This window comes from Halorubrum sp. PV6, from assembly GCF_003990725.2.
In the GTDB taxonomy this organism is placed as follows: Archaea; Halobacteriota; Halobacteria; order Halobacteriales; family Haloferacaceae; genus Halorubrum.
The window spans coordinates 126633-148224 of record NZ_CP030065.1 but is presented as its reverse complement, the minus strand read 5'-3'; the positions used below and the strand labels follow the sequence as shown (position 1 = coordinate 148224).

Genomic DNA, 21592 nt, shown 5'->3' with positions numbered 1-21592 from the left:
ATATAGATATCGGTGGCATGGTCATTCAATTCGCATCTCTCATCGACCGGCAGTTTCACATGATATTATGTCTGAAGAATATGCTCTGTTGAATAGCGACCTCTGAGCCATGGTGAGACGATGCCGACCTTGAGACCACTAGCGTCAATCGCTGACAAACCGACTCAAATTTTGACTTCCTCGGTCAACACCGCTATTCAACAAAGCAATACAGTCTCTCACACAGACGTGTTCATGACCTCCGCGAGTTCATGATCAATCTGCTCGACCTGCCGGGTCAGCCCTGAAACCATCTCTGTCTGATTGTCGTTTTCGTCCGCAATCTCTGTGATTTCTTCGCTCACGACAGTAGCCCGTTCGGAGACTTCATTGACAGCACTCGATATCTCTTCGGCCACGCTCGCCTGCTCATCTGTCGCGGCTGCAATCTCGTTGATTCCGCTTTCGGTTTGTTCAACCGCAGCCAGAATTTGCTTCTGGTTCTCGAGAAGGAGTTGAATGTCATCTCTCGCAGACTGGATCTCGTCGTTTCCTGCTCTTACTTCGGTAGTTGCCGTAGCAGCCTTCCTTTTGATCCTCGCGACGATTTCTTCGATCTCGTCAGCTTGGTCTTGTGAGCGATTGGCGAGGTTCTTCACCTCGTCGGCGACGACCGCAAACCCATCATTATCGCTTCGTGCCGCTTCGATGTTGGCGTTCAGCGCGAGCATATTTGTCTGCTCGGCAATATCGTTGATTACGCCGACAAGTTCCTCAACTTGCTCAATCTCGTCTTTTAGCTCAGCAACATTGCCTGCGACGGTGGCTGACTTCTCGGCTGTATCGTCTACCTGACTGATAACCTCGGTCGCGGTGTCGACGGACTCCTCAGCGAATGCTCTTGATTCCGCGCTTTGATTGCTGACTTCCTCGGCGCTGGAGGCGATCTCTTCGACAGTGGCGCTGAATCCGGAGATGTCACCTTGGGTACTCTCAAGCTCGGTTGCTTGCTCATTGACGAGTTGGGTGATCTCGTTCGAGCGATTCGCGACTTCGGTTGTCGACTCGCCCAACTGCTCCATCGATGTCTCGACATTGTCCGAGAGTTCCTCTTGGAGGTCGGCGAGCGTCTCCCGCTGTTCGACGACGGTGGTGACGTCGAAGAGCAACTCGACAGCACCAACGATCCTGCCGGTTGGTGTCTGAATCGGGGTCCCGATTGCGCGGGCATGTGCTTTTGTTCCATCTGGTCGTTCGGCGGATCGGAACTCGTTTTCACGTATCGGTGTTCCAGTGCGGACGACTTCTTCGGCGAGGGTCTCGTCTTTGCCCTCGGTACCAAACACGTCGTATGCGTTCATCCCGACAGCTTTGCGTGCTGGGAGGCCAAGCAGATCGGCTGTAGCGGTGTTCCACTGTGTGATGTCACCATCGACGTCGACGACGAATGCTGGTTCAGGGAGATCTGCGATGAACTGCTCGAACGAGTGCCGCCAGAAATCTTCGCCAGATTCGGAACCACTCTGCTGAAGCTGGTCGTTGTCTGTGGCCGTGGCCATATCGGGAGACGTTTACTAGGGGTAATTTGTTTTTTGACGAAATTATCGCCTCTGATAGACTTGCAAGACGAATTACTATCGGCCCCTTCGACTCAGTTGGGATTCTAGTTTTTGGACAATTTCTCAGCTGAAACAGCCGGTCGGTGAGAATCATAATGGCTTTGTTGAAACCTACTCTTCAGACAGTTTCGCACGACTTCAGCATTTTCGAGGTGGAGCCCCCGACCTCAAGGAGCGAACGGAGTGAGCGAGTCGGTCGGGGAGGAAACCGACATGGGACGACACAACCACACACCCCGACCGACTCCCGAGCATGTAATTACAGAGATTCAAGCAGAATGCCTGACCCTTTAGGATCAGGATGAATCCGACACCACGAGCCGATAAGTGTCTGGTTCACACCGACACAGATTCGTCCCTGACGGTACTTCCCAGAACGAGTGCGCCAGCGATGATTACGAGGTTCTTTACGATATACTGACCCTCAACCGTTAAGCCGTACGGGAACGTGGTGTAGACGACTTCAGGGAGCAGTACCATCGGAAGGAACGTCCCCGGAAGCTGGAGTGCCAACAGTAGCAATCCAACACGAGTAAGCGGCGGGTAGAGCAGACAGATTCCGATGATCACCTCCCACACGCCAAGTACCGGGACGAAAAACTCAGGCGGAAGAACGTACACCGTTGAGGCGACGAGGTCGCCGGCCGGCGAGACGCCGAGTACTTTGAGTGCGCCGAACCAGATGAACACTGCTCCGACAGCGGCTCGCAACGCTGGAACACTCCAACGGTCCATTTTTGATGCCAGTGTCGCGTCGAGTGCATCCAACCGCTCTTGGTACACGGTCATCGTGTCTTTCGATTCGTTTTCTGAGGTTGCCATCGCGTGTGTAATAGCTACGATTTCGCCGGACAAAAGGCTTCTAGCTCTTGATCGACCGTGTCAGATTCGTTGACCAGAACCGGTGTGACTCTCACTATCTATAATTAGCGAGAGAATCCCGCCGTTTACGGCGGGCGTGAATCGCGTCGCCCCACTACGCAAACCCCGCGCGACTGCTCTGTTGAATAGCGACCTCTGAAAGGGGTTAGAGCGATCCCGGTTATGGAACAACGCGACTTATCTACGAACGAGGGGATTCAGGTTCGGCCCGCCCAACCAACTACCGCTATTCAACACAGCACGCGCGACAACTCTCTGAATACCCCACGCCAACACAAATTTTTTAGATACGAGAAAACGTACAGAATATTGGATGCGAGTTGATATAGCCATTGAACGTGGAAGCGACCTCCACGAACGGGTGAAAGAATACTCCCGTGAGAACGGCCTGCGAATGGACTACGCATACGCCGAACTCGTCGAACAAGGACTCGACACTGCCGAAGAATGAGTGAGGAGTGCAAGACGCTCGAAGCGTATCTTGCCCCACCCACTCAGCACAAGCAGCGCAAGCTCCACGGGGAACACGATCGATACGAATCGTTGCTCCGTCGCAGCTTCAACGGTGAGTGCGACACGATGACTGCCGTCAACGAGATCGTCACTGGTGAAGACCTCAACTGGCACTCGAAAAACGCACTCAAAAAGTACGTACCAAACCTCCTCGACGAGGATACGTACGATGCGAAGCAACTCGCAGACGACCACCCCATCCGTTACGCCAACACTGCAGCCGTTTTTGACCACGACGACGATCGCCATCACGAAATCTGCTGGGAAGTCCCACTTCCCGGTCACGGAACGAACTTCTGGATACCACTCCAACTGAATCCCGAGCAAGAAGAGTGGTGGCACTCGTTGATTGATGACGAAGATGACAGTGTGTGGGCGGGTGAAATCCGCTTACAACTCGATGGTGACAGATGGGTGTTGCATGTCACCGCGAACTACGAAGTGGAATCAGACCACTCGTGTTCGTATGACAGTGACGACGTGACCCCTGTCGGGTTCGACGTGGGAGAATCCAAACTCTTGGTGGGCTGTGCCCTCCGAGGCGACACGCCTGTTGATCCGTTGTTCGTTGATGGTGGTCGTGTCCGACACCTTCGACAGAAACAAGCCTCTGCCGAAGACCGCTTGAAACCACGGTACGCCTCAAAACTCTTGGACGATCTCGTGTGGGGGCGGTGGCAAGACGCCATCGAAGACGAAGTAGAGAAAGCCTCACATCGGGCCGTCGAATACGCCTCTCAGTTTGAAAACCCGGTCATCGCTCTCGAATACCTTGACGGGATCACCAACGAGGATATCGGAGAATACTGGAATCGACGCCTCGGCAAGTGGCTGTTCTCCCAGATACAGTCACGTATTGAGGATAAGGCAGCGGAACGCGGTATTCCTGTGGAATGCGTGCATCCGCACCACACGTCGAAGACGTGCCACGCGTGTCAACACGTTGGTTATCGACCGCATCAAGGCACATTCAAGTGTACGAATGAGGCGTGCTGGGTGTTGGAGTACCAAGCAGATCTGAACGCAGCAGCGAACATAGCCAACCGGCTGAATCCGTGGGGAGAGAGCCTGCCTTGGAAAACGGTAGGCGATGACTCGCCACAGAGCGGGGGCCAGTGGCAGGCCCACGAAGACACGTCACCGAGCGAGGGACTCCCGTCTGAGAAGCGGGCTTCCGATGACAAGGGTTCGTCTAGCTCACCAGTAGTGGGAGCAGGGGCGAGGCCAGAGACCGGTGACGCGAACACGTCTTGAAACCTCAATCCAGTATCTTACTGGTATTCCACCTGCGGTGGAAGCCCCGCCGTTCACGGCGGGCGAGGATGTCACCTCCACTATGAGAAGGGTCAATTAGTTCATCCCAGTCATCTGGATTCCATCAACGAGTGACCGACCGATGTCGTCGTACCCGATCGTCCGTCCGCCGTAATTATCAGCGAACGATTCAGCTTCGCTGGGTTCCGAGAACGGCATGAGATCTGGCCCCATTCCACCCATGACATCCGATTCGATGACGTATGTGAAGCCCGTCGCATCGGCAAATGTCTCGGGGGCGGTCGGTGCTGGCATCTTCTTTCGCTCAGTATCTTCAGAGATCTCCCAATCGACACGGGAGTAGTCCGTGACGTAGACCGCCGTCGCTTCCGCGCCGTCAGCTACCAGGTTAAGATGGTACGGGAAGAGGCCATGTGCGAGCGTGTGAAACCAAGCAAGGTTCTCAGTTCCTTCGGAGCCTTGGACGGGCCCCTGTCTGGGCTCGGGTTCTGTATTGGCGTAGAACACCTGCCCATTAGGGCCTCCATGGTCTCCAATGACCATCCCACCTTGGTAATCAGTCTTTTGGCCCGACAAATCCACCGGTTCAGGGCTTGATTCAGGGGATCCCCCAGCGCAGCCAGCCGTTCCAATTACGGCTCCCAAGCCGACTGTATGAACGACCTGTCGACGCGATATCAAATGGGAGTCAGATTCAGATTTCATAGCTATAGTTCTTCTTATAGAGTGAATACGGTTCTGGTGTAACTGTCGAACGCAATTTGTCTTAGGAGAGAAGACACTCACAGGAGACATCTACTCCAGATCAGCTAGCGCACAGCACAGTTTAATTTGGATGTGGAGGATAGGTGTAACGACGGTTTGGCACCGCCAGTCAGCCGCTGTTCACGATGGCTGGGTTAGATGAGTTCCCGGTAAGTGGCAGAAACATGGTTGCGAACCTGAAACTCCCACCGCTCGGGGTTTCTCCGCGTTCACGCGGAGGAGGATGTCAATCTATGTCGTCATCGTCGTAGTCGGTCGTAACCACCGCGCTGCGAATATCTTGGTATCGCTGTGAATTCTGTAAGTCTTCAAGACCGATATTGAGGGTCCCCGAGGCTCCTTTGTCGGTCGCAACCCCGCTCGTGAGAATACTTTGAATCCCCTGTTCAATGGTCATGTCTATGTCATACACGTCCGACTGAGGAATATACGTTAACAGCCCGCCAGTCACTGGGTTTGGTGCTAACGGCAGGAACATCGAGACCATCTCCTCGTGATCGGTTGAGTCTTCAATCGTTACCGGAGCGTCACCGGTCTTGAATCCGAGTACGTAGACGTTCTCGTCGAAACACTGGACGAGCTTCACCTCCTGAAACTTGTCGTCCTGCTCGTCAAGGACTACGTCCCCCATCCGCCGAAAGCTCTTGTACACTGTTCCGACGCCTGGGATTGAGGACAACATGAGATCGAAGACATCCACGACCCGCTGACCATAGTGATTACGCCCCACAATCCCGACGATAGCGATAACAAGCACAAGAACCGCGATCGCGATGAGCTCGGAAACGAACGCCACAACGTCGGTGTAGATCCCGATTTCGATGAGCAACTGGACAAATCCGCCCGATTCAATACGTTGGATGACACCAGCCCATCTTAGGACCCTAATCAGCGGGTCTAGCGCATTCCGAATGAATCCGATTGCGATGCTGACAATATATAGCGTCACGATGACGGGAATCATGATTGCGACACCCGTGATCAGCGAATTGTATGCGCGCGTGTACAGAGATTGCCCGGTTTGTTTCGCCCGGGTCGCGACTTGGGAGGGCTTGCTATCGTCAGGCGAAGACATAACCCGTGCTTTCGGGAGGGCCAGTAAAAGAGATACTCATCTGGTCTGTAGATATGTATCCAACTCTTGCCGCACCTCATCGACGGTCGCGTCAGTCGCTTCTGCGGGTTGCTTCGTGATCATCCAATCCTTGAGCGTGAGGACCGACCACGGAGACACGTAGGATGTCCGGGGGAGCCGTCCCCGTTCGAGCCTGTTGGCGGTGAGTTCAACGGCCTCAGTCCGAGCTGTCGTCGTGATCACTGCCGCAACGTACTCTTGGCCGTGGAAGGGGACGTGATCGTTCGAGAGGATCAGGTACGGGCGCTTTGGGTTGTTTCCAAACGGGTCGTCCGAGATGACGATAGCGCCTTGCGAAAACACCATTCGCTATGACTCTTCGTCGCTCAGATCGGGCAACTCCTCAGCCCACCCGTCGTTCTGAGCGTACCAATCATCACTGTATGTAGAAGATGCTGTTTCGACCCCGATGAAGGCAGCCGTCGCTGCTGCGATCCGGTCGTCTTCTGCGGCTGCCCAATACGGTTCCTTGTGACGAACGAGGCCCGCAGCTTCGAGCCGGTTCATTGTCGGTCCAACACTCCCACGTGGGATCTCTGTTTCCTCTGCTAATTCCGCTGGCGTGTACCCCACGGTCGGTGTCGTCAACAGGAACTCCAACAACCGCCTCGCGTTGGTCCCCTCTGACAGGTCAACGCGTGGGTTTCCGGGTTCGTGTGTTTCGAAATCGACGGGCATATACGAGAATTGTACGCTTATTGTATTAGATGTTGGGACGGGATCTTGTATTGACCGCGACCGGCTCAGAATATATCACTTTTTGAGAATTTCGACAGAGCCAATAAAGCCGTTTCTTCGCACATCTTCCTCCCTGAAACAGCCGGTCGACAGCTTAGCCTGACCGGCTACAGGCAGGACAGCCGCCGTTTCGCAGATACACCGACATCTCGGTGTTGCTCCCGCATGTGTTACAGATACATTCCATCGTGACCTCTACTTCAGGCTCCATTCCGTGTACTTGGTCGTGTGTCACAGATTGTGCGATGATTCCAGTGACAATCGCTTCTGTCCTTGTCTCGATCTGCTGTAAATTTTTTACTCGCGAGTGAATATCATTGATCTCTCGTTCGTACTCAGTGCCACGGTGCTCTGTTAGGTATGTATGTATTGATTGATATGATACCATGTCGCCGCTGACTTCGTCGGTGTCTACTCCCCTACTATCGAGATCGAATCCTGTCAGAGATTTGTCCTTGTCTTTGACAATCTCGGTACACTCCTCCACAAGTGATCGATCCCAAATAATACCCGCTTCGCGGAGTGCTGCATCGAGCACACGGATGTTGAAGAATTCCGCGAGTTCACGACAAGAGCGCCGGGTACTCTCGGGCTTTGTCCATTCCGTAACCATTCGGTCGCCAATGCCGTCGAGGTCGTACTTGTCGATTACTCGAATTATCTTCGGTCGTGTACTTGTAGTGTTACGCATTGTTCTTGTACAGGGCGGGACACAGGCGCTGATTCCGCTGTTCGACGCTACACGTGAGTTGGGATGAGGCCTCTTCACAGCGGGCGACGCGGATTTGTGTCTCCTCGTCGGTGAGCGGTCGCTCGCGGATGGCGGCGGTTGTTCGATCGCTTGCTGGGTGTCTCATTGGGACGCACCCCGTGGTGAGAGGGGGCGTAGCTGGTCAAGAAGCGATACGGTCGGTGCGTAGTATTGTGGTGTCATGCGTGGTTCATGGGTAGTGGTTTCAAGCAATGCGGCTGGGTGGTAGCTGTGGTGAGTTGGTGCGTCGGTGATTGCGGTCCAGTCCTCCCGGCGCAGTCGCCACTGGTTCACCGGAAGAGCGGTGTCAAGGCAAGTGACAGTCGGGGCGTGTTGACCCCACGTGAGGATTCGGTGTGGGTGTCGCCAGCCGACTCGGAGTGGCACCCACTGGTTGGTGGCGAAACCGACTGAACGTGTTCGTGAGCGGTGCGTCAACAGCGGGAGCAAAGAAGGGGGGTGACCGAGGTACGGCGACGGCTGTGGTGACGGGTGGTTGGGCTCGTCAGTGGTGAGCCAGCGTCGGTGGCCATCCACGTGAACGGCCTGTACCCGGTCAAGCGCTTGGACAGTGCCAATCCGGCGATCATAGCTACTGGCCGCAATATCGGCCCGCTCGAGTAACGCTGAGCGACCAAGCGGCTCGTCGGCTCGAAGCAAGGTCGCATACAACGCCGTCGCCGTTGGCACGAGATCGGGGCGGAACCGTGCGACAGAGAGCGTCGCCGCCGCGCGTTCAACCGCAGCCACGGTCGGAGCGTGAGACTCGTTCAGCGCGCGTAGCAGGCTCACCACGACATCGTACGGACATGCACGGCGAGTGGTGTCCGCCGGGCCGAACGAGCGCAGACACAGCCGCACGAGCCGCTGTCGCTCGCGGGGTGTCCACTGGGTGTCGTGGGTCATCGCAATCTCGTCGATCACCCGCCGGATGGCGGGGTAGGTCGTCCCGTCGACGACCGGCACCGAGAGCGTGGGGGCGGTTTCGGTGCCCTCCGCGATCGCCTCTCGGACGGCGGTGAGCTCTGCGGTGAGCGCCTCGTGGATCGCATCGCGGAGGTCGGTGATCGTCGGGCCCGCAAGCACCCACGACATCGTCAGATCCATCGTCGCGTCGGGCTCGACGTCGTAGGGAAGCCGCCGCCGCAGTTTGGGTGGGCGCTCTTCGAACAACATGCGGTAGCCCGAGTGAACGCCATACACCGATTGTTTGGGCACCGTCTTCGCGAGGAACGTACAGAGCTGCCGGCGTTGCGTCGAGTTTCGCGCGAGCGCCGCGGTGTCCGGGAACCGTATTGTGGTCGTTAGATCGACGCCGATTGCGTGGTACAGGTGAGTGGCCGAGGCGACTAACCCGTGGAGGTCTTCGAAGAGTTTGCTTCGGGCGGCACTATTGGTACTGCTCGTGTGTTCGCCGATCTTAGCGAGCAGTGTATCACGAACAGTCGTGATGCGGTCACGCCACGCCGCATACGTGTGCTCGTCCTCGCTGTACCAGCCAACTTGGTGGCCCCGACACAGCACTCGTGGGGCGTCTTGTTCGAGATCACCGCGATGGATTGCCTCGAATGCGCGGCCGAACCGCGACGGCGTCAAGATCTTCGAGAGCGCCTTATCGCTGAGTAAGACAGCCGCGAGACGTCCCAGAGTGGCTAAGGGCCCACCCCACTGGAGAACGACCTGCGCCTCGCCGGAGGTGTGGCTCAGATACCCAACCCGGCCGTCATCGAACGGCGTTGGGGTGTCATCAACGAGTGTGACGCTATCGTCTTGGGCAGGGGTCCGAAACCGCTGGTGGAGGTGGGTTTCATCGACGGTGTCGGGCCCCCTGAGCCACTGGACGAACTCCCCGTCGGCGTCGGGGTCACCCGTCGCCGCCAGCCACTCTTCGAGTGAGGGTGGGGTGTCACCTGTGGAGCCCTCCGGGCGGGGCGACACTGTACCTGTAGACTCGTGAGTGGTCGCAGTAAGATCGTCAGTCAGTCGGCGTTGTTCGGGGTGGACGAGGTCGCCGGCAGCGTCGAGATACCCAGCCACGGCCGTCTGACCGCGTTCAGAGAGGGTGACGCTGTGGTGGGTGCCTCGACGGTCGACGTCGACGAGCCCACGCGTCTCGAGATCAAGGACGTACCGGCTGACCGTCCCTGCCTCAATGTCGATCGCATGATCATGTTCGAGATCTTGGTAGGTTCGCCCGGTTGTGGCGTCGAGATTGGTGAGGAGACGTCGTTTCTTCGGTGTGCGTTCGAGCCCATCGAGCGCTTCCCAAGCGGGGTGGCACTCGTCGGTGGTCGGCTCGTGAGACTGAACGCGGTGGGGATGCGGGTGGGACCGATCCCGGCTCTGCGTAAGATCGAGGTGGATTTCACACCACTGTGGGTACCGCCGGGTGAGGTGGCGTTTGAGCGCCGGGGAGACGACAACGCGAACGTCGAACCCGGCTGCGAGCACGGCGATGGCCGCGAGTGCGCGGACGCCAGTTCGGCGGTCGGTGAGATCGGTCCACGCCGCCCCATCGAGTGCGAGGGTAATCGCTCGGGGAGTCGCGTCGAATTCGCGGTGGAGCGCGACTGGTCCCTTAGCGAGCGCGCCAAGCCCGGCGTTGACCGCGCCGCGCCCGGTGCCGACTGTATGAACGGTGTCGCGTAATTCGTTGTGGCGTTGTGTGTGATATGACGACTCGGTGTCGCCGTCGACGAGCGCCAACTCGGTAATCGCCTGCGTGTACGCGACGGCCTCGGCGGTCGCATCGTCCCACGTGTTCTCGAGGGAGGTCCACTCCGGAAGGGTGGTATCGAGGAGTGACGTACTCGCCCGCCACGGGTCGCTGTGGGGTGTCTGGGTTCGGACTGTTTCTGTGGTCGCCTCACGAAGCTGGTCGAGGAGTTCGGGTATCCACTCGGTCAGCCGCGGCGAGACGCTTCCACAGTGGCTGCCGGCGGCATCATACTGTGTGGTTGGACCCACAAGATGGACGCCGCGCTTGTGGCCTTGGCCGGCGGGCTGTGCGTGCCCGCGGCGGGCCTGCTCGTCTGCTGGCATCACTTGTGCGGCTCCCAGCAGTTGACCATCGCGACGAGCCGCCGGAGCAGCTCTCGGATATACTGGCGGACCGTTCGCGAGACAGGATCGACACTGCGGGCGATCCGGAGTGCGGCCGCGATGTCTGGATGGTGTGTCTCGTCGACAGTCCGGGTCGCTCGGAACAGCGCCGCCGTCACGCCGGCCGCGTCACTGGCGGTGCTCGCGGTGAGCGCCCGCCGAAGGTGTGCGATCGTCGCGAGAGTGATGTCCGGATCGGCTGCTGGCTGTGTGGATGGGCGCGTTGGTTGGTGACCGGACCTCTTCGGTTGCGGTGGTTCGGTGCGGGACGACGACCACATTAGTCATCTCCCTCCGTCATCGGTGAGTCACCGACGGTCACCTGCGCCCGAGCGTCGCGCCGTCGCTGCCGGTGGGTCGCATTCGGGACGACCTGCTCGGCGAGTGGCGTCTCCGGTGGCAGCCAGCGGATCGTCGTCGTCGCTGGTGCGCTCACACCGAGTGGGACCGGGTCGACGAGAATCGGCCAGGTGGATTGGGTCGCAGCGTCGGAGGCGATTCCGATGCGCCCGGCGACCAGCAGTTCGTGGACGCCGAGCGTGAACACCTCCTGCTGGCGGTGTTCGTTGTGCGCGCAGACGCAATGGCCAACTTCGTGGGTGTGTTGTTCGGCTGGCTTGTGGACGTACGCGACGACGTCGTCGCCCTCGGTGAACGAGCACCCGCAGTGTTGACACGCACCCGACGTGGACGCAAGCGACAGCTGATCGAGACGCGTGGTGACCTCGCTTGCAGGATGGACTGGCGGCGTCGAGCCGGTGTTGGTGTGTTGCTCCCGACTCATGGTCCCTTGTTCACGTGTGCGAGAGACCGGCCACAGTACCAGCCACACTGAGGGCAGATCCAGCCGTTGACAAACCGATTAACGAGCCGGTCACACTGACGGCAGCGCCACAGCTTCGTCATTGTGTGTAGGCCTCCACTGCCTGCTGGACGGTGATATCGTCGTAGTCGCCGGTAAGGCGTTCGCGGGCGTCAAACCGGATGTGTGGACGGGTAAAGTTCACGCGGTCTCACCTCGGATCCACGCGTCGCGCTTTGTGAGCGCTGTCTGTGCTGCGTCAGTCAGGCTGTAGCTGTTGGTGCGGCCGTCGCGCTGGCGTTTGTTGATGAGTCCGTGTGCGACGAGCTCGTCGAGGTTTTGGTACAGCCGACTGTGGTTAATCGCTTCACCGTAGTAGGTGGTAAGATCCGTTTTCAGTGAGAGCCCGCTCTGTTCGTCGGTTTTTGCGAGTGTGCGGAGGAGGTCCCGCTGGAAAGCGGTGAGGGTGGCGACAGCGACCGTCTCATCGGCTTCGGGCGTCTCACTCCCCACCGGGTTACACATCGCGCACCTCCCGCAGATCGCTCTGGAGCGCGCCGAACGCGTCAACACACTCTCTGCAGAGCGCGCCGCCGTACGCCGCGTCATAGCCGTCCGCGGACGCTTCGCACAACTCGCAGCTGCCGGTGTTTTCGATCGATTCCTCGGTCGTCGCGCAGGGCTTAAGCCCCGCAGTTGCCATCGTTGGCATGGTTCTGTGGTTTCAGCACAGAACCCGACCCGGTCGGGTGCTGATGACACCGCGACCGGGATCCTACATTTTCTCACTAGCCGAGGGTTCGTCACTCGGGCTCCGTAGTCCACACAAAGAAACGACGTGTCTTAAAGTTGACGACGGGTCTAGAAAGACCTGATATGTCTTTCCAGCATTTATGCAGGGAACAAAGTTTCTTCGCGGAAACTTCGTGTCTATGAGGAAGAGCGCAGATTGGATGACCATCTGGGACGATCGAATTTTGGAGATTATGAGTGCCGAAGGCCCTACCTCACCAACTCCGCTGTCTAAGCACGAATATGTCGATATCGGTAAATCGGGCGTTTCCAAGCGTCTGAATCGGATGAAGGACCACGGGTTAGTCCAAGAACTCGGAAACGGGGTATACTCGATCACACCAGCTGGGGAATCGTATCTCGAAGGTGAACTCGATGCTAAGTCGATTGAGGAGGGATCCGAGGCCGAGAACGGCGACGAAAATGCGCATGTCTAACTTGACTTATGTACAAAAAATCGGCAAACTGGATGGTGCAGGAGGACGAGAAAATCCTTGAGTATCACAGCCGAGAAGATCCCTCGTCGTGGTGGCAGATCGCTCACGATCTCCACCTCGGCGGTCGTCTCGTTCGTACTCGCCTCAACGTCCTCGCGAAGGCTGGTTGGGTCGCTAACGATGATCGCGGCGACCTCGACGATCACTGGTCGATCACGACACGTGGCGTTGGCTATCTCGCCGGCTATGTCGACGCCAAGCTCATCCGCCCGCTTCCCGCGCTTCGGCCGCCGCACGCGACGCGTCCCGGCTGGTGGGCCGGGTTCGGGTAGTGATGAACGAGGTTCCAGAAGGGAAGTGCGGGTACACGTGGGGAGAGGATTACGGAGCGGGCGATCAACTGAATCATCAGAGTTGCTGCTGGCGTGATACCTACCAAGACTCAGATCTGTGTGTTTGGCACGCCGATCCGGACGAGGTGGGTGAAAAGGCTGTAGAAGCGTTGCGACAATCTTTGGTCGACGCCGAGATCCGAGAGCAAACACAACCGGGGGGCGAATTACTTGACGGAGCAGTGTTGACAGGAATCGAATTTGATCCTAGTTTTGCATTAGAAGAATATTACCTTCGAGATGCAGATCTCTCTGAAACTATCCTCTACAATGCAGATTTCGCCGATGCCAACCTCTCCAAGGCCAATTTCACTGACGCCGTCCTTGGGCGTACCGACTTCACCAATGCTGTTCTCTCCAGGGCCAACCTCACCGGCACCAACCTCCTCGGTGCTGACCTCACTGACGCCAACTTCTTCGATGCTGATCTCACCGACGCCAACCTCCTTGAAGCTGACCTCACCGATTCCAGCCTCCTCAGTGCCGATCTTACCGGTGCTAACTTTGCATTGGCTGACCTCACCGACGCCGATCTCTGTGGTGCCAACCTTACCGGCGCTAACTTCGTGAATACTAATCTCACCGATGCCGACCTCTTCGGGACCGACTTCACCAGCCTCAACCTCGAGGGTGCTAATCTTACCGGCGCTAACCTTTATCAAATCAACCTCTCGAACGCCCACCTCGCAGATGCTGATCTTACCGATGCCGATCTCCAAAGCGCCGATCTTACCGACGCCGATCTCCGTGTTACTGATCTCACCGACGCCAACCTCAAGAATACCGAACTCACCGATTCCGATCTTACAGATGCCACTTTGCGTTGGACATCGCTCAAAGACGCAACCGCTATCCGCACGAACTTCACCGACGCCGATCTTCTCGGAGCAAACTTGGAAGGAGCATCTCTGAAAGATAGCCAATTCGACGGTACCAATCTCACAGGCACACGATTTTACGATACAAAGCCTCAGGGGATGTCGATCAACGATCAGACTGTCTTCAGTGATCAGACCGTGTACGAGCGGGAGGCCGACCCATGCGACCCGTGGCACCTCCTCGACGGAGAGTCGACTATCCCAACATCACTCCGAGACAAGTTCGCTCTCGCGGTGCGAAGCGGTCAGATCCTTCAGTCACGCTATCACAGCGCCGACGCGAGCCCGCCCACAGAATCCATAGCGAAGGTCCGACAGGCCATCAGACGATTCCGTCGCCACCGCAACCTCGGCACGGAGGATCGGCGAGAAGTCGGCGATCGACTGAAAAAAGCGACCAGCGTATATCGCATCCGACAGCGCCTCCAGCGCGAGAACAGCCGCCCACGCGATGTCGCGCAGCCCTACGTGAGAGAGCAGCACTCCCGCCGAAAGCGAGCCTTCGTGACGGTCTCGTACTGGGAGTGGTTCAAGCACTCCACGTATCGGTGGGTGATGCTCTACGGTGAGAGCCCTGCCCGCGTCGTCGGTACCTCGATCGTGGTCGTCGCCGTCTTCGCAGCGATCTATTCGGTCGTCGGTGGGATCGTGATCGGCGGTGAGACGCCCGACCTAATCGGTTACATCTACTTCAGCGCCGTCACTTTCTCGACGCTCGGCTACGGCGGCATCGAGCCGACCACGACGACGACGCAACTGCTCGCTAGCGTACAGTCCCTTATCGGTGGGATTCTGATCGCGTTGCTCGTGGCTGTGTTTGGACGGCGGGCGCTGCGGTGACAGTCTCAGATCGTGACCAAGAATTTAAGATTAGTCGACATTTTTGAGCAGATAGACATCAAGTGACTTTTTCTAGCTCTGTTCCAGATTTTGGAGTCTTAGATTATCTCCGCCACAATCCGGTGACACCCCTCCTCGCAATTCTAATGGGCGGTGTGTTACTCGTTGAAATACAGGTATTAGCACACTCGTCTAGTCTATTCGAATATCTATTCGTTGCCTCTGGCGGAGTATCACCGGGACTACTGCTAGGACCCGTCTCCCATGGGAATTTCAGACACTACCTATCAAACATAGGGCTATTGTTGCTGATCGGCTGGCCGATGGAAGATCGACTCTCCAACAAAGCGTTTCTTGGATTCATTTTGTTGGCTGCTTACCTACCGACGTATCTACAGATAGTCTACTCAGTCGCGACAACCGGTTCGGCTGGTACCTTGGGTTTCAGTGGTGCGGTGTACGCATTCCCTCCAGCTCTCCTCGGTATAGTGTTACAGGAGGTTCGTGCTACCGAGAATGGACTCGGTACATTCGGGTTGGTGGCTCTTGGCGTGACAGCAGCAATCCCTCTCGCAATGCTGGGGTATCTTGATCTTGTCTCTGGGCTTCCGAGTGCGAAAGTGACTCATTCTGTAGGGTATGTGCTCGGTTTGGCTTATGGGTTCCTAGCAATAGGTCTGGGTAGGAGATAATTAGGTCGCAACGTACGCTTTCGGTAGCGAGATCTTTAAAGTTCCTTCAGAGCCCTTCTTTTCCTCGATAGCTTCGTTGATGACACGCTCGTTACTCAGGAGATCCTTCTTATCCAGCGTCGCAAACTTTCCACTTCCCCCATTCAGATTCCAGCTAACAGCGTCACAGACCACCTGACAGTCATCCTCATTGGGTACCTCCTGACCAATACCGAGTAACAGCCCGATATCGTCGTTTCGCGGGTACGGCTCTCCAACAATTTCCTGAACTCTACCGTATCTTCGATCAGCCACTTTCTGCTTCTCTCGGAGGATCCGCATCTTCTCCTTTTGTGACTCTCCCTGCTGAATATCGTTCCGAAGCTGATTGAAGAAGCCAACGTCATTATGTCTTAGATAGTCCCGTTCGTTGGCTTTCTGCTCGCCAATATTATCCTCATCAGACGTGATCACCTGTATAAAATCGTAGTAGATATCGTCTTTCCGATCCGGAACTCGCTGAAACTCTTCCTCGACCTTCTCGCTGATCGCCTTCTCAAACTCAGACTCCAGAAGCAGTTTCCTCGCTCCTTCGTTTTGCTGGTCCAGAATATACGATATGAGGACGCACGTGTCACAGAACACCTCCTCCTTAGTTTCTGAGGGTTCCGAGCTCATTCTTTCGCTAAGTTCTCTTCTTCGAGGTATGCTCGAACGAACTCATCAACTGACTCGGTATCTGAATTGACTGACGGGTAGTCCCGTTCCGTCGGAATCAGTGTCGCATCTGCAGCCGCAGTCCTCAGTTGTTCTAGCTTTCGCTCATACTCTGATTCCTTTTCAGAGAGTTTCTGGAGGTGTTTAACCCTCAGATCATCACGTCGCGGTCCTGTCGCAGTTTTTGAAGAGATTACGAGAGCAGGAAGCTTCCAAGCTTGGTGGTAAAAGAACTTATTGAACCGATTAATCATCTGGAGATGTGATTCGTCTATCCGTTCAACTTCCATTTTTCCGAGCGCGAGACACGCGTCTTCGAGGAGATCCGTGAACTGTCTAAATTGGGGTAGGAGCTCTCGAAGATCGTCGTCTTTGCTCATCTCCAAGTGTAATTCTGAGACAAGGTCCGCAATCTCTTCATACCGATCTGGACCCATGACATCGGCATTTTGACCGAAGTCCGCGAGAGTGTGCCCGTGATTCCGATTTTCGATGATATCCCAGAGTCGCCCTTTCTGCTGAGTCAATTCGTTGCGAAGGTTCTGGCAAGCCAAATACAGATCCTTGTAGTCACCAACCGCTTCCTCTTCGTAGAACTCAAGCAAGAACTGGCCACCACGCTGGTACCGCAGCTCCTCTATATCGAGATCATTCTCGTAAAATTCAGCGTAGTCTCTAATGTGGTCACTGACGTGGATTTCAGGCTGTGTATCTGCGAATTTGCTCTGATCTTTATTTGTCGGTCCGCTAAGACGGTCAAACGACGCCTGTAACTGATCGACGCCGATTATATCATCAACATCGTCTGTCTTCGCCCCAGCGAGGTACCAGCTGTGCGTAACCTCCGGTAGCTCGCCTTGGTCCTTCAGCCCATAATAAATGAACTTCTCAAGCTTCGTTTCTGTGAACTTCGAGAGAGACTCCCGATCAACATCACCGATGCGTAGAAGGGCCAAAGCGACACCGTCCAAAGCGTCGCTGAGTATCTCTTTTTCACGCTCGGTGAGCTCCGCCATGGAACATATGTTCCACCGTCTGTCAAATTAAGGTTGCCTTCCGGCAATACAGCCTGTTAAGAGCATATAGAGGCCCTGAATGTGTATATTCCCGTCATAGAGGCGCTCCCAGCTACAGGCGACTAATGACTGGTGACTGCCTCCTCGACGATCTCGATCTCCTCGTCGGTCAGCCAGTACAACACACGGTCTCGTCGATCAGTGCGTCCGTCTGCTCGATCTTCGCGTCGAGTTCCTCGGCGCGCTCCCTTAGTACAAAATGCGACTGATAGCTATGACTCAGACCACTCTCCCCAGTCACTCCCGCTCAACGTCGAGCTGCTCCGAACTCACTTTTTCGTACATCTCCAGTCGGTCGTAGAACTCGTCAGTCACCACGTCGGGCATCGCCACGCGAAACCGGTGTTCCTCCCACGTCCCGTGGCTCGTGATGACTAACTCACTCACGCCCAGGTCGGGATTCATCTCGACGGGCCAGTCCGTTTCGTACAGACAGTAGATGTAAGTGAGCGGGAATTCAAGCGCGTTCATCGTCTTCTCGACGTACCGCGTCTCGATCGTGACTCTCTCGGACGGCTCAAAGCCGACCGGGTCCGGAATCGTACCGTCGGGGTTGCGCACGAGTTCCTCCAGCGACTCTTCGTTCGTGCTGTCTGTCTTCGACATACGCCGACTCACGTGAGCCCGTGTGAAGTCAGTACGCCAGACCCGGAGCGAAACTGAAACTGGAAGGCAGATCAGCGGGGCGCTTAGCGTTCCCTGAGGTTACTCGTCGACCGCCTGCTCGACGATCTCGATCTCTTTGATGCGCACCATCGTCTTCAGGTAGTTCTCTAGGTCGTCGACCACGTCGTCAACGTCGGGCAGTTCGATCGCCTTCAGCCGGTCGATCAGCGAGTTCGTCTTCGTCGCCGTCTCGCGGAAGTTCACAAAGCCGCCCGCCTTGTCGATAGTGACCGGCACGAAGAGAGCCGTTAGAACAGACCCGCGTCCTCTTTAGCGGCTTGAGCCGCTTCTTGGAGCTTATCGGCGCTCTCCACGGCGTTCGCTACCATCGGAATAAAATCACCTGATCGAAGATCCTCACGGTCGACTATCTGGCAGTATCGTGCTGTCTCACTTGCTGAACCTAAAACGGATTCAGTGATATCGGGCGGAGCACGGTGTATATGATCTCGCAATCGATCCCCAATTTTTCCGTACGCTGCCGACATATCGTTCTTCTGCTCACGAGTGCCACGCGCCTTGTCGTGTCCGCAGATCTCCGGCAAATAGGAATCCGGTGTTTCCCGCTCAACTTGGTCTGCGAGACGAATTACCTGATCGTACCATCCTTTGACCTCTGCAACTTCATCGCGGTAATTCCGAGATTCGACTATGGCAACACCAATGAGACCGCTAATAAGCGCACCGACCACCGGGCCGAAGATGGTACCTATTGTACTCATGCTTTCACAAATATTTGTTAGCGGGCACTTGTTGTTTTACTGTAGATAGGGGATCGGTGGTGCGAATTGCTACAGAGAAGGATGAAGTAGGACGACTGAAGTAGTGAAACTAATGGACCAGTCTGATTTTGACAGACCACAGAACGATCCACGTGCTCAGCGTGTGATACGGTCGATCGAGAGATTTGCCACCGAGTTCGATCGACGTGTCCCGAGAGAACACGCTAACGAAGTCCTCTACAGTTCAGTCGCTCTCAAAGGAGAATTGATACGTCAGGGGCCAGAAAGGTTTATAGAAGAACACCTCATTCGTGATGTTGCTGATGCTCTCGGCTACCAATATCGGCCACAACCGAAGGGATTCGACGGACTCGGTGACGACACTCCCGATTTTACGATTACTAACGTCAACGTTACTGTAATAGGCGAACTCAAGGCTCCGAACGGAATCAAGAAGGCTAAATCAGAGTCGATCAGTTACCTTGATCAAGCTGAAGACCGGCCTCTCGTCGGAATCGCTTCTGACGGGTGGACATGGATCAAGTACACGGCTTCAGAGGGGGACCAGCCGACGTTCAGTGACCATTGTTCTCTTCGAAAGGTTATCCGTGATGTCGCTCGCGAGCAGGCAGTGGACAAATCTCCACGTCGTGATCGATCGGAATTGCGGCGTCGCTGCTACAACTTCGTGAGCGCGTTTAGTGCTGAAGATATCGGAAAGTCAGTCGAATCAAAACAAGGATAGAAACTTCTCATTTTTGTTCTGTTGAATAGCGACCTCTGAGCCATGGTGAGACGATGCTGATCTTGAGACCACTAGCGTCAACCGCTAACAAGGGCTGTGTTGAATCGCCATACAGCAGCGAGGTAGGCCGCTAAATCAAAGGAGTTGAAGCGGGAGAATGCGGTTGTTCATGACGCAGATCTCCCGCTTCATCGGGGAAGTTGTGCCGGTTGCTCAAAGAGTTACTGGCGATGGAGGCGAATCCGCCGCACCGGAAGGTGGCGGCGGATTCGCCGACTATGCACTCGTTTCCCTCCATTGTCTGCGGATTTACCTCGATTCATCGTACCGCATGACGATCGACCTGCTCAAAGAGATGCCACAAATAACCGGGGAGATCGGCCTCAACGCGGCCGATCTCCCTGCGCCGTCCACGTTGTGTAAGGCGTTCGACCGGATCAGCATGAACGTCTGTCGAGTGCTGCTGCGCCAGTCGGCGCAGCTGCACGATCTCTCTGAACACGCCGCGATCGACGCCACGTTCTACGACCGCTCACCAGCCAGCCGCCACTACTGCCAGCGAATCAGCTACCGCGTTCAGAAGCTCAAAGTCACGAAACTCGTCGATACAGCGTCTCAAGCCGTCCTTGACGTTCACTGCTCAACGAACCGGGAGGGAAGTGACGCCGATCTTGCTGAGCAGATCGCCCGCCGGAATGCGGGCGATCTGCGGTCTCTCGCGGCCGATAAAGGCTACGACAAGCAATCGCTCCGCGAAGGATTACGCGATCTCGGGATCAGACCGCTGATCAAGCACCGCATCTTCGCACCGTACGACCACGCACACAACGCCAGAATCGACGATAATCGCTACAATCAGCGCTCTATGACCGAAACTGTGAACTCGGCTGTGAAGCGCTCGCTCGGCTTCGCCGTGCGAGCGCGGTCATGGTTTCGTGAGTTCCGCGAGATCGCGCTGATGTGTGTCGTCTATAACATCAAACGCTTCGTCAAACAGTGAATCTCTACGCCTTACAGCGATTCAACACGGCCCTAACAAGTCGCCTCAAATTTTGACCCCCTCGGTCAACACCGCTATTCAACAGAGCACTCATTTTGAGGCTCTAGGGCCACCGCGATAGAGCGAGTCCTTTCGAAATCTATTCTCTTACAGCCTCCTCAACGATCTCGATCTCCTCGTCGGTCAGCACGTACAGTTCATACACGATCTCATCGATCAGCGCGTCCGTCTGCTCGATCTTCGCGTCGAGCTCCTCGGCGCGCTCCTTCGTCTCCAGGTAGTTCTCCAAGTCGTCGGCCACATCGTCGACGTCGGACACCTCGATCGCTTTCAGCCGGTCGATCAGCGAGTTCGTCTTCGTCGCCGTCTCGCGGAAGTTCGTGAAGCCGCCCGCCTTGTTAATAGTGCCGGGGATTAGGCAACTAATCTGGGCAGAACCTATCTCTGAGTGACCCGCTATCTAAACTGTAGAATAGAATTTACAGTCAACCGGATTGATAAGTACGGCCTATTGAAGGACTACATACGCATCTTAGAAGTAGTAGATATGACTCAGGAACGAAATAGAAATCCGAGAACAGACTCTCAGTATGAGCAACTTTTAGAGAGTCTTCAGGACTATAAAGAAGATGGGACTGTTGAGGTTGAAGACTGGGAGAATGTAGAGAATCTTGGTGAGATCCCTAAAAAAGAGGTGTATAAACTCCCAGAACAGGATGCTAATAATTTGTTATCTTTCTATATTAGCATAGTTGCCGAAACCGAGACGCTTAGCACATTAATACTCAGCGCTGAGGTGTTTGATCATGGCAGGAAGAGAAAAGGATCCTACGAGTTCCTTTCCGAATCATTCACTCAAAAGCACAAAGAAGACATGTTGTTCTACTTGGGTATGATTGATGAGGGATTAAAGGGTGAGTTGTCTCGTCTGAGAAAACGACGAAACGAATTAGCGCATACGGACCGTCATCAAGAGTTTGAAAATATCAACAACATAATTTCTGATGTGAAGAGGGCAAAGAAGGCTAAGAACAAGCTTGAGGACATTGAGCAAAAAGTCGAACGTAACGCCTTCCAGTAAACCAGATATCGTAT

At 55.8% G+C, this 21592-nt stretch carries 27 protein-coding genes and 1 pseudogene; 9 read left to right on the top strand and 19 right to left on the bottom strand.

What is annotated here, in order from left to right; all coding sequences use genetic code 11:
• Positions 1-218: 218 nt before the first annotated feature.
• Both DOS48_RS28455 and DOS48_RS28450 read right to left on the bottom strand, forming a co-directional pair.
• Positions 219-1538 carry a methyl-accepting chemotaxis protein gene (locus DOS48_RS28455; protein WP_168654392.1) on the bottom strand — a complete coding sequence of 440 codons (1320 nt, stop codon included), beginning with the start codon at positions 1536-1538 and terminating at the stop codon, positions 219-221.
• A gap of 396 nt (positions 1539-1934) precedes the next feature.
• Entirely contained in the window at positions 1935-2420 is a 486-nt protein-coding gene (locus DOS48_RS28450; protein ID WP_168654391.1) for a DoxX family membrane protein, read from the bottom strand.
• 373 nt (positions 2421-2793) lie between these two features.
• On the opposite strand from DOS48_RS28450, the gene DOS48_RS28445 reads away from it, so the two are divergent.
• Both DOS48_RS28445 and DOS48_RS28440 read left to right on the top strand, forming a co-directional pair.
• Positions 2794-2931 carry a hypothetical protein gene (locus tag DOS48_RS28445; RefSeq protein ID WP_168654390.1) on the top strand — a complete coding sequence of 46 codons (138 nt, stop codon included), beginning with the start codon at positions 2794-2796 and terminating at the stop codon, positions 2929-2931.
• The gene (locus DOS48_RS28440; RefSeq protein WP_168654389.1) at positions 2928-4247 is read left to right on the top strand and encodes a zinc ribbon domain-containing protein; all 1320 of its coding nucleotides are present in this window, start codon (positions 2928-2930) and stop codon (positions 4245-4247) included. The genes DOS48_RS28445 and DOS48_RS28440 overlap by 4 nt, the downstream gene beginning before the upstream one ends.
• A gap of 96 nt (positions 4248-4343) precedes the next feature.
• Here DOS48_RS28440 and DOS48_RS28435 read toward each other — a convergent pair whose 3' ends face one another.
• The 11 genes from DOS48_RS28435 to DOS48_RS28385 form a co-directional block, all read right to left on the bottom strand.
• A complete protein-coding gene (locus tag DOS48_RS28435; protein ID WP_168654388.1) occupies positions 4344-4973 on the bottom strand; it encodes a nitrous oxide reductase accessory protein NosL in 630 nt (209 codons plus the stop codon).
• A gap of 286 nt (positions 4974-5259) precedes the next feature.
• On the bottom strand, positions 5260-6108 hold the full coding sequence (locus tag DOS48_RS28430) for a DUF502 domain-containing protein (RefSeq protein WP_210755426.1): 849 nt from the start codon (positions 6106-6108) through the stop codon (positions 5260-5262).
• Positions 6109-6144: 36 nt separating this feature from the next.
• Positions 6145-6474 carry a type II toxin-antitoxin system PemK/MazF family toxin gene (locus tag DOS48_RS28425; RefSeq protein WP_168654386.1) on the bottom strand — a complete coding sequence of 110 codons (330 nt, stop codon included), beginning with the start codon at positions 6472-6474 and terminating at the stop codon, positions 6145-6147.
• A 3-nt stretch (positions 6475-6477) separates the two neighbouring features.
• A complete protein-coding gene (locus DOS48_RS28420; protein ID WP_168654385.1) occupies positions 6478-6846 on the bottom strand; it encodes a helix-turn-helix domain-containing protein in 369 nt (122 codons plus the stop codon).
• 154 nt (positions 6847-7000) lie between these two features.
• Positions 7001-7597: a rod-determining factor RdfA gene (gene rdfA / locus DOS48_RS28415; protein WP_343203729.1), complete on the bottom strand. Its 597-nt coding sequence runs from the start codon at positions 7595-7597 to the stop codon at positions 7001-7003.
• Positions 7590-7763, bottom strand: a complete 174-nt coding sequence (locus tag DOS48_RS28410) for a hypothetical protein (RefSeq protein ID WP_168654383.1) — start codon at positions 7761-7763, stop codon at positions 7590-7592. Before DOS48_RS28410 ends, rdfA begins: the two co-directional genes overlap by 8 nt.
• Positions 7760-10699 (bottom strand): plasmid replication protein RepH, encoded by a 2940-nt coding sequence (locus DOS48_RS29485; protein WP_244629435.1) that lies wholly within the window; start codon positions 10697-10699, stop codon positions 7760-7762. The genes DOS48_RS28410 and DOS48_RS29485 overlap by 4 nt, the downstream gene beginning before the upstream one ends.
• The gene (locus tag DOS48_RS28400) at positions 10699-10878 is read right to left on the bottom strand and encodes a hypothetical protein (protein WP_168654382.1); all 180 of its coding nucleotides are present in this window, start codon (positions 10876-10878) and stop codon (positions 10699-10701) included. The genes DOS48_RS29485 and DOS48_RS28400 overlap by 1 nt, the downstream gene beginning before the upstream one ends.
• 161 nt (positions 10879-11039) lie before the next feature.
• The gene (locus DOS48_RS28395) at positions 11040-11543 is read right to left on the bottom strand and encodes a hypothetical protein (protein ID WP_168654381.1); all 504 of its coding nucleotides are present in this window, start codon (positions 11541-11543) and stop codon (positions 11040-11042) included.
• A gap of 219 nt (positions 11544-11762) precedes the next feature.
• Positions 11763-12086, bottom strand: a complete 324-nt coding sequence (locus DOS48_RS28390) for a helix-turn-helix transcriptional regulator (protein WP_168654380.1) — start codon at positions 12084-12086, stop codon at positions 11763-11765.
• Entirely contained in the window at positions 12079-12264 is a 186-nt protein-coding gene (locus tag DOS48_RS28385) for a hypothetical protein (RefSeq protein ID WP_168654379.1), read from the bottom strand. The genes DOS48_RS28390 and DOS48_RS28385 overlap by 8 nt, the downstream gene beginning before the upstream one ends.
• A 250-nt stretch (positions 12265-12514) precedes the next feature.
• Between DOS48_RS28385 and DOS48_RS28380 the strand changes: the two genes are divergently transcribed.
• The 4 genes from DOS48_RS28380 (at position 12515) to DOS48_RS28365 (ending at position 15592) form a co-directional block, all read left to right on the top strand.
• Positions 12515-12790: a winged helix-turn-helix domain-containing protein gene (locus DOS48_RS28380; protein WP_244629434.1), complete on the top strand. Its 276-nt coding sequence runs from the start codon at positions 12515-12517 to the stop codon at positions 12788-12790.
• Positions 12791-12822: 32 nt separating this feature from the next.
• Positions 12823-13122 carry a winged helix-turn-helix domain-containing protein gene (locus DOS48_RS28375; RefSeq protein WP_168654378.1) on the top strand — a complete coding sequence of 100 codons (300 nt, stop codon included), beginning with the start codon at positions 12823-12825 and terminating at the stop codon, positions 13120-13122.
• A 2-nt stretch (positions 13123-13124) separates the two neighbouring features.
• Complete coding sequence (locus tag DOS48_RS28370; protein ID WP_168654377.1) at positions 13125-14900, top strand: pentapeptide repeat-containing protein; 1776 nt, start codon at positions 13125-13127, stop codon at positions 14898-14900.
• 122 nt (positions 14901-15022) lie between these two features.
• The gene (locus DOS48_RS28365) at positions 15023-15592 is read left to right on the top strand and encodes a rhomboid family intramembrane serine protease (protein WP_168654376.1); all 570 of its coding nucleotides are present in this window, start codon (positions 15023-15025) and stop codon (positions 15590-15592) included.
• Here DOS48_RS28365 and DOS48_RS28360 read toward each other — a convergent pair whose 3' ends face one another.
• The 5 genes from DOS48_RS28360 to DOS48_RS28340 form a co-directional block, all read right to left on the bottom strand.
• A complete protein-coding gene (locus DOS48_RS28360) occupies positions 15593-16249 on the bottom strand; it encodes a hypothetical protein (protein WP_168654375.1) in 657 nt (218 codons plus the stop codon).
• Positions 16246-17304 (bottom strand): hypothetical protein, encoded by a 1059-nt coding sequence (locus DOS48_RS28355; RefSeq protein ID WP_168654374.1) that lies wholly within the window; start codon positions 17302-17304, stop codon positions 16246-16248. Before DOS48_RS28355 ends, DOS48_RS28360 begins: the two co-directional genes overlap by 4 nt.
• A gap of 297 nt (positions 17305-17601) precedes the next feature.
• Positions 17602-17970, bottom strand: a complete 369-nt coding sequence (locus DOS48_RS28350) for a hypothetical protein (protein ID WP_168654373.1) — start codon at positions 17968-17970, stop codon at positions 17602-17604.
• A 99-nt stretch (positions 17971-18069) separates the two neighbouring features.
• Positions 18070-18267, bottom strand: coding sequence for a hypothetical protein (locus DOS48_RS28345; RefSeq protein WP_210755425.1), 198 nt, complete (start codon positions 18265-18267; stop codon positions 18070-18072).
• Positions 18268-18278: 11 nt separating this feature from the next.
• Positions 18279-18752: a hypothetical protein gene (locus tag DOS48_RS28340; RefSeq protein WP_168654372.1), complete on the bottom strand. Its 474-nt coding sequence runs from the start codon at positions 18750-18752 to the stop codon at positions 18279-18281.
• Positions 18753-18864: 112 nt separating this feature from the next.
• Between DOS48_RS28340 and DOS48_RS28335 the strand changes: the two genes are divergently transcribed.
• Positions 18865-19497 carry a hypothetical protein gene (locus DOS48_RS28335; RefSeq protein ID WP_168654371.1) on the top strand — a complete coding sequence of 211 codons (633 nt, stop codon included), beginning with the start codon at positions 18865-18867 and terminating at the stop codon, positions 19495-19497.
• Positions 19498-19666: 169 nt separating this feature from the next.
• Positions 19667-20497, top strand: a complete 831-nt coding sequence (locus DOS48_RS28330) for an IS5 family transposase (RefSeq protein WP_168654370.1) — start codon at positions 19667-19669, stop codon at positions 20495-20497.
• A 139-nt stretch (positions 20498-20636) separates the two neighbouring features.
• Here DOS48_RS28330 and DOS48_RS28325 read toward each other — a convergent pair.
• A pseudogene (locus tag DOS48_RS28325) lies at positions 20637-20894 on the bottom strand (restriction endonuclease); the annotation flags it as partial.
• A 150-nt stretch (positions 20895-21044) separates the two neighbouring features.
• Between DOS48_RS28325 and DOS48_RS28320 the strand changes: the two are divergent.
• Positions 21045-21578 (top strand): hypothetical protein, encoded by a 534-nt coding sequence (locus DOS48_RS28320; protein WP_168654369.1) that lies wholly within the window; start codon positions 21045-21047, stop codon positions 21576-21578.
• Positions 21579-21592 lie beyond the last annotated feature (14 nt).

What these genes read in the sequence shown, in the direction of transcription:
- DOS48_RS28455 (WP_168654392.1), bottom strand. Translation starts at nt 1,538, where the DNA reads ATGGCCACGGCCACAGACAACGACCAGCTTCAGCAGAGTGGTTCCGAA.
- DOS48_RS28450 (WP_168654391.1), bottom strand. Translation starts at nt 2,420, where the DNA reads ATGGCAACCTCAGAAAACGAATCGAAAGACACGATGACCGTGTACCAA.
- DOS48_RS28445 (WP_168654390.1), top strand. Translation starts at nt 2,794, where the DNA reads ATGCGAGTTGATATAGCCATTGAACGTGGAAGCGACCTCCACGAACGG.
- DOS48_RS28440 (WP_168654389.1), top strand. Translation starts at nt 2,928, where the DNA reads ATGAGTGAGGAGTGCAAGACGCTCGAAGCGTATCTTGCCCCACCCACT.
- DOS48_RS28435 (WP_168654388.1), bottom strand. Translation starts at nt 4,973, where the DNA reads ATGAAATCTGAATCTGACTCCCATTTGATATCGCGTCGACAGGTCGTT.
- DOS48_RS28430 (WP_210755426.1), bottom strand. Translation starts at nt 6,108, where the DNA reads ATGTCTTCGCCTGACGATAGCAAGCCCTCCCAAGTCGCGACCCGGGCG.
- DOS48_RS28425 (WP_168654386.1), bottom strand. Translation starts at nt 6,474, where the DNA reads ATGGTGTTTTCGCAAGGCGCTATCGTCATCTCGGACGACCCGTTTGGA.
- DOS48_RS28420 (WP_168654385.1), bottom strand. Translation starts at nt 6,846, where the DNA reads ATGCCCGTCGATTTCGAAACACACGAACCCGGAAACCCACGCGTTGAC.
- rdfA (WP_343203729.1), bottom strand. Translation starts at nt 7,597, where the DNA reads ATGCGTAACACTACAAGTACACGACCGAAGATAATTCGAGTAATCGAC.
- DOS48_RS28410 (WP_168654383.1), bottom strand. Translation starts at nt 7,763, where the DNA reads ATGAGACACCCAGCAAGCGATCGAACAACCGCCGCCATCCGCGAGCGA.
- DOS48_RS29485 (WP_244629435.1), bottom strand. Translation starts at nt 10,699, where the DNA reads ATGCCAGCAGACGAGCAGGCCCGCCGCGGGCACGCACAGCCCGCCGGC.
- DOS48_RS28395 (WP_168654381.1), bottom strand. Translation starts at nt 11,543, where the DNA reads ATGAGTCGGGAGCAACACACCAACACCGGCTCGACGCCGCCAGTCCAT.
- DOS48_RS28390 (WP_168654380.1), bottom strand. Translation starts at nt 12,086, where the DNA reads ATGTGTAACCCGGTGGGGAGTGAGACGCCCGAAGCCGATGAGACGGTC.
- DOS48_RS28385 (WP_168654379.1), bottom strand. Translation starts at nt 12,264, where the DNA reads ATGGCAACTGCGGGGCTTAAGCCCTGCGCGACGACCGAGGAATCGATC.
- DOS48_RS28380 (WP_244629434.1), top strand. Translation starts at nt 12,515, where the DNA reads ATGACCATCTGGGACGATCGAATTTTGGAGATTATGAGTGCCGAAGGC.
- DOS48_RS28375 (WP_168654378.1), top strand. Translation starts at nt 12,823, where the DNA reads ATGGTGCAGGAGGACGAGAAAATCCTTGAGTATCACAGCCGAGAAGAT.
- DOS48_RS28370 (WP_168654377.1), top strand. Translation starts at nt 13,125, where the DNA reads ATGAACGAGGTTCCAGAAGGGAAGTGCGGGTACACGTGGGGAGAGGAT.
- DOS48_RS28360 (WP_168654375.1), bottom strand. Translation starts at nt 16,249, where the DNA reads ATGAGCTCGGAACCCTCAGAAACTAAGGAGGAGGTGTTCTGTGACACG.
- DOS48_RS28355 (WP_168654374.1), bottom strand. Translation starts at nt 17,304, where the DNA reads ATGGCGGAGCTCACCGAGCGTGAAAAAGAGATACTCAGCGACGCTTTG.
- DOS48_RS28350 (WP_168654373.1), bottom strand. Translation starts at nt 17,970, where the DNA reads ATGTCGAAGACAGACAGCACGAACGAAGAGTCGCTGGAGGAACTCGTG.
- DOS48_RS28340 (WP_168654372.1), bottom strand. Translation starts at nt 18,752, where the DNA reads ATGAGTACAATAGGTACCATCTTCGGCCCGGTGGTCGGTGCGCTTATT.
- DOS48_RS28335 (WP_168654371.1), top strand. Translation starts at nt 18,865, where the DNA reads ATGGACCAGTCTGATTTTGACAGACCACAGAACGATCCACGTGCTCAG.
- DOS48_RS28330 (WP_168654370.1), top strand. Translation starts at nt 19,667, where the DNA reads ATGACGCAGATCTCCCGCTTCATCGGGGAAGTTGTGCCGGTTGCTCAA.
- DOS48_RS28320 (WP_168654369.1), top strand. Translation starts at nt 21,045, where the DNA reads ATGACTCAGGAACGAAATAGAAATCCGAGAACAGACTCTCAGTATGAG.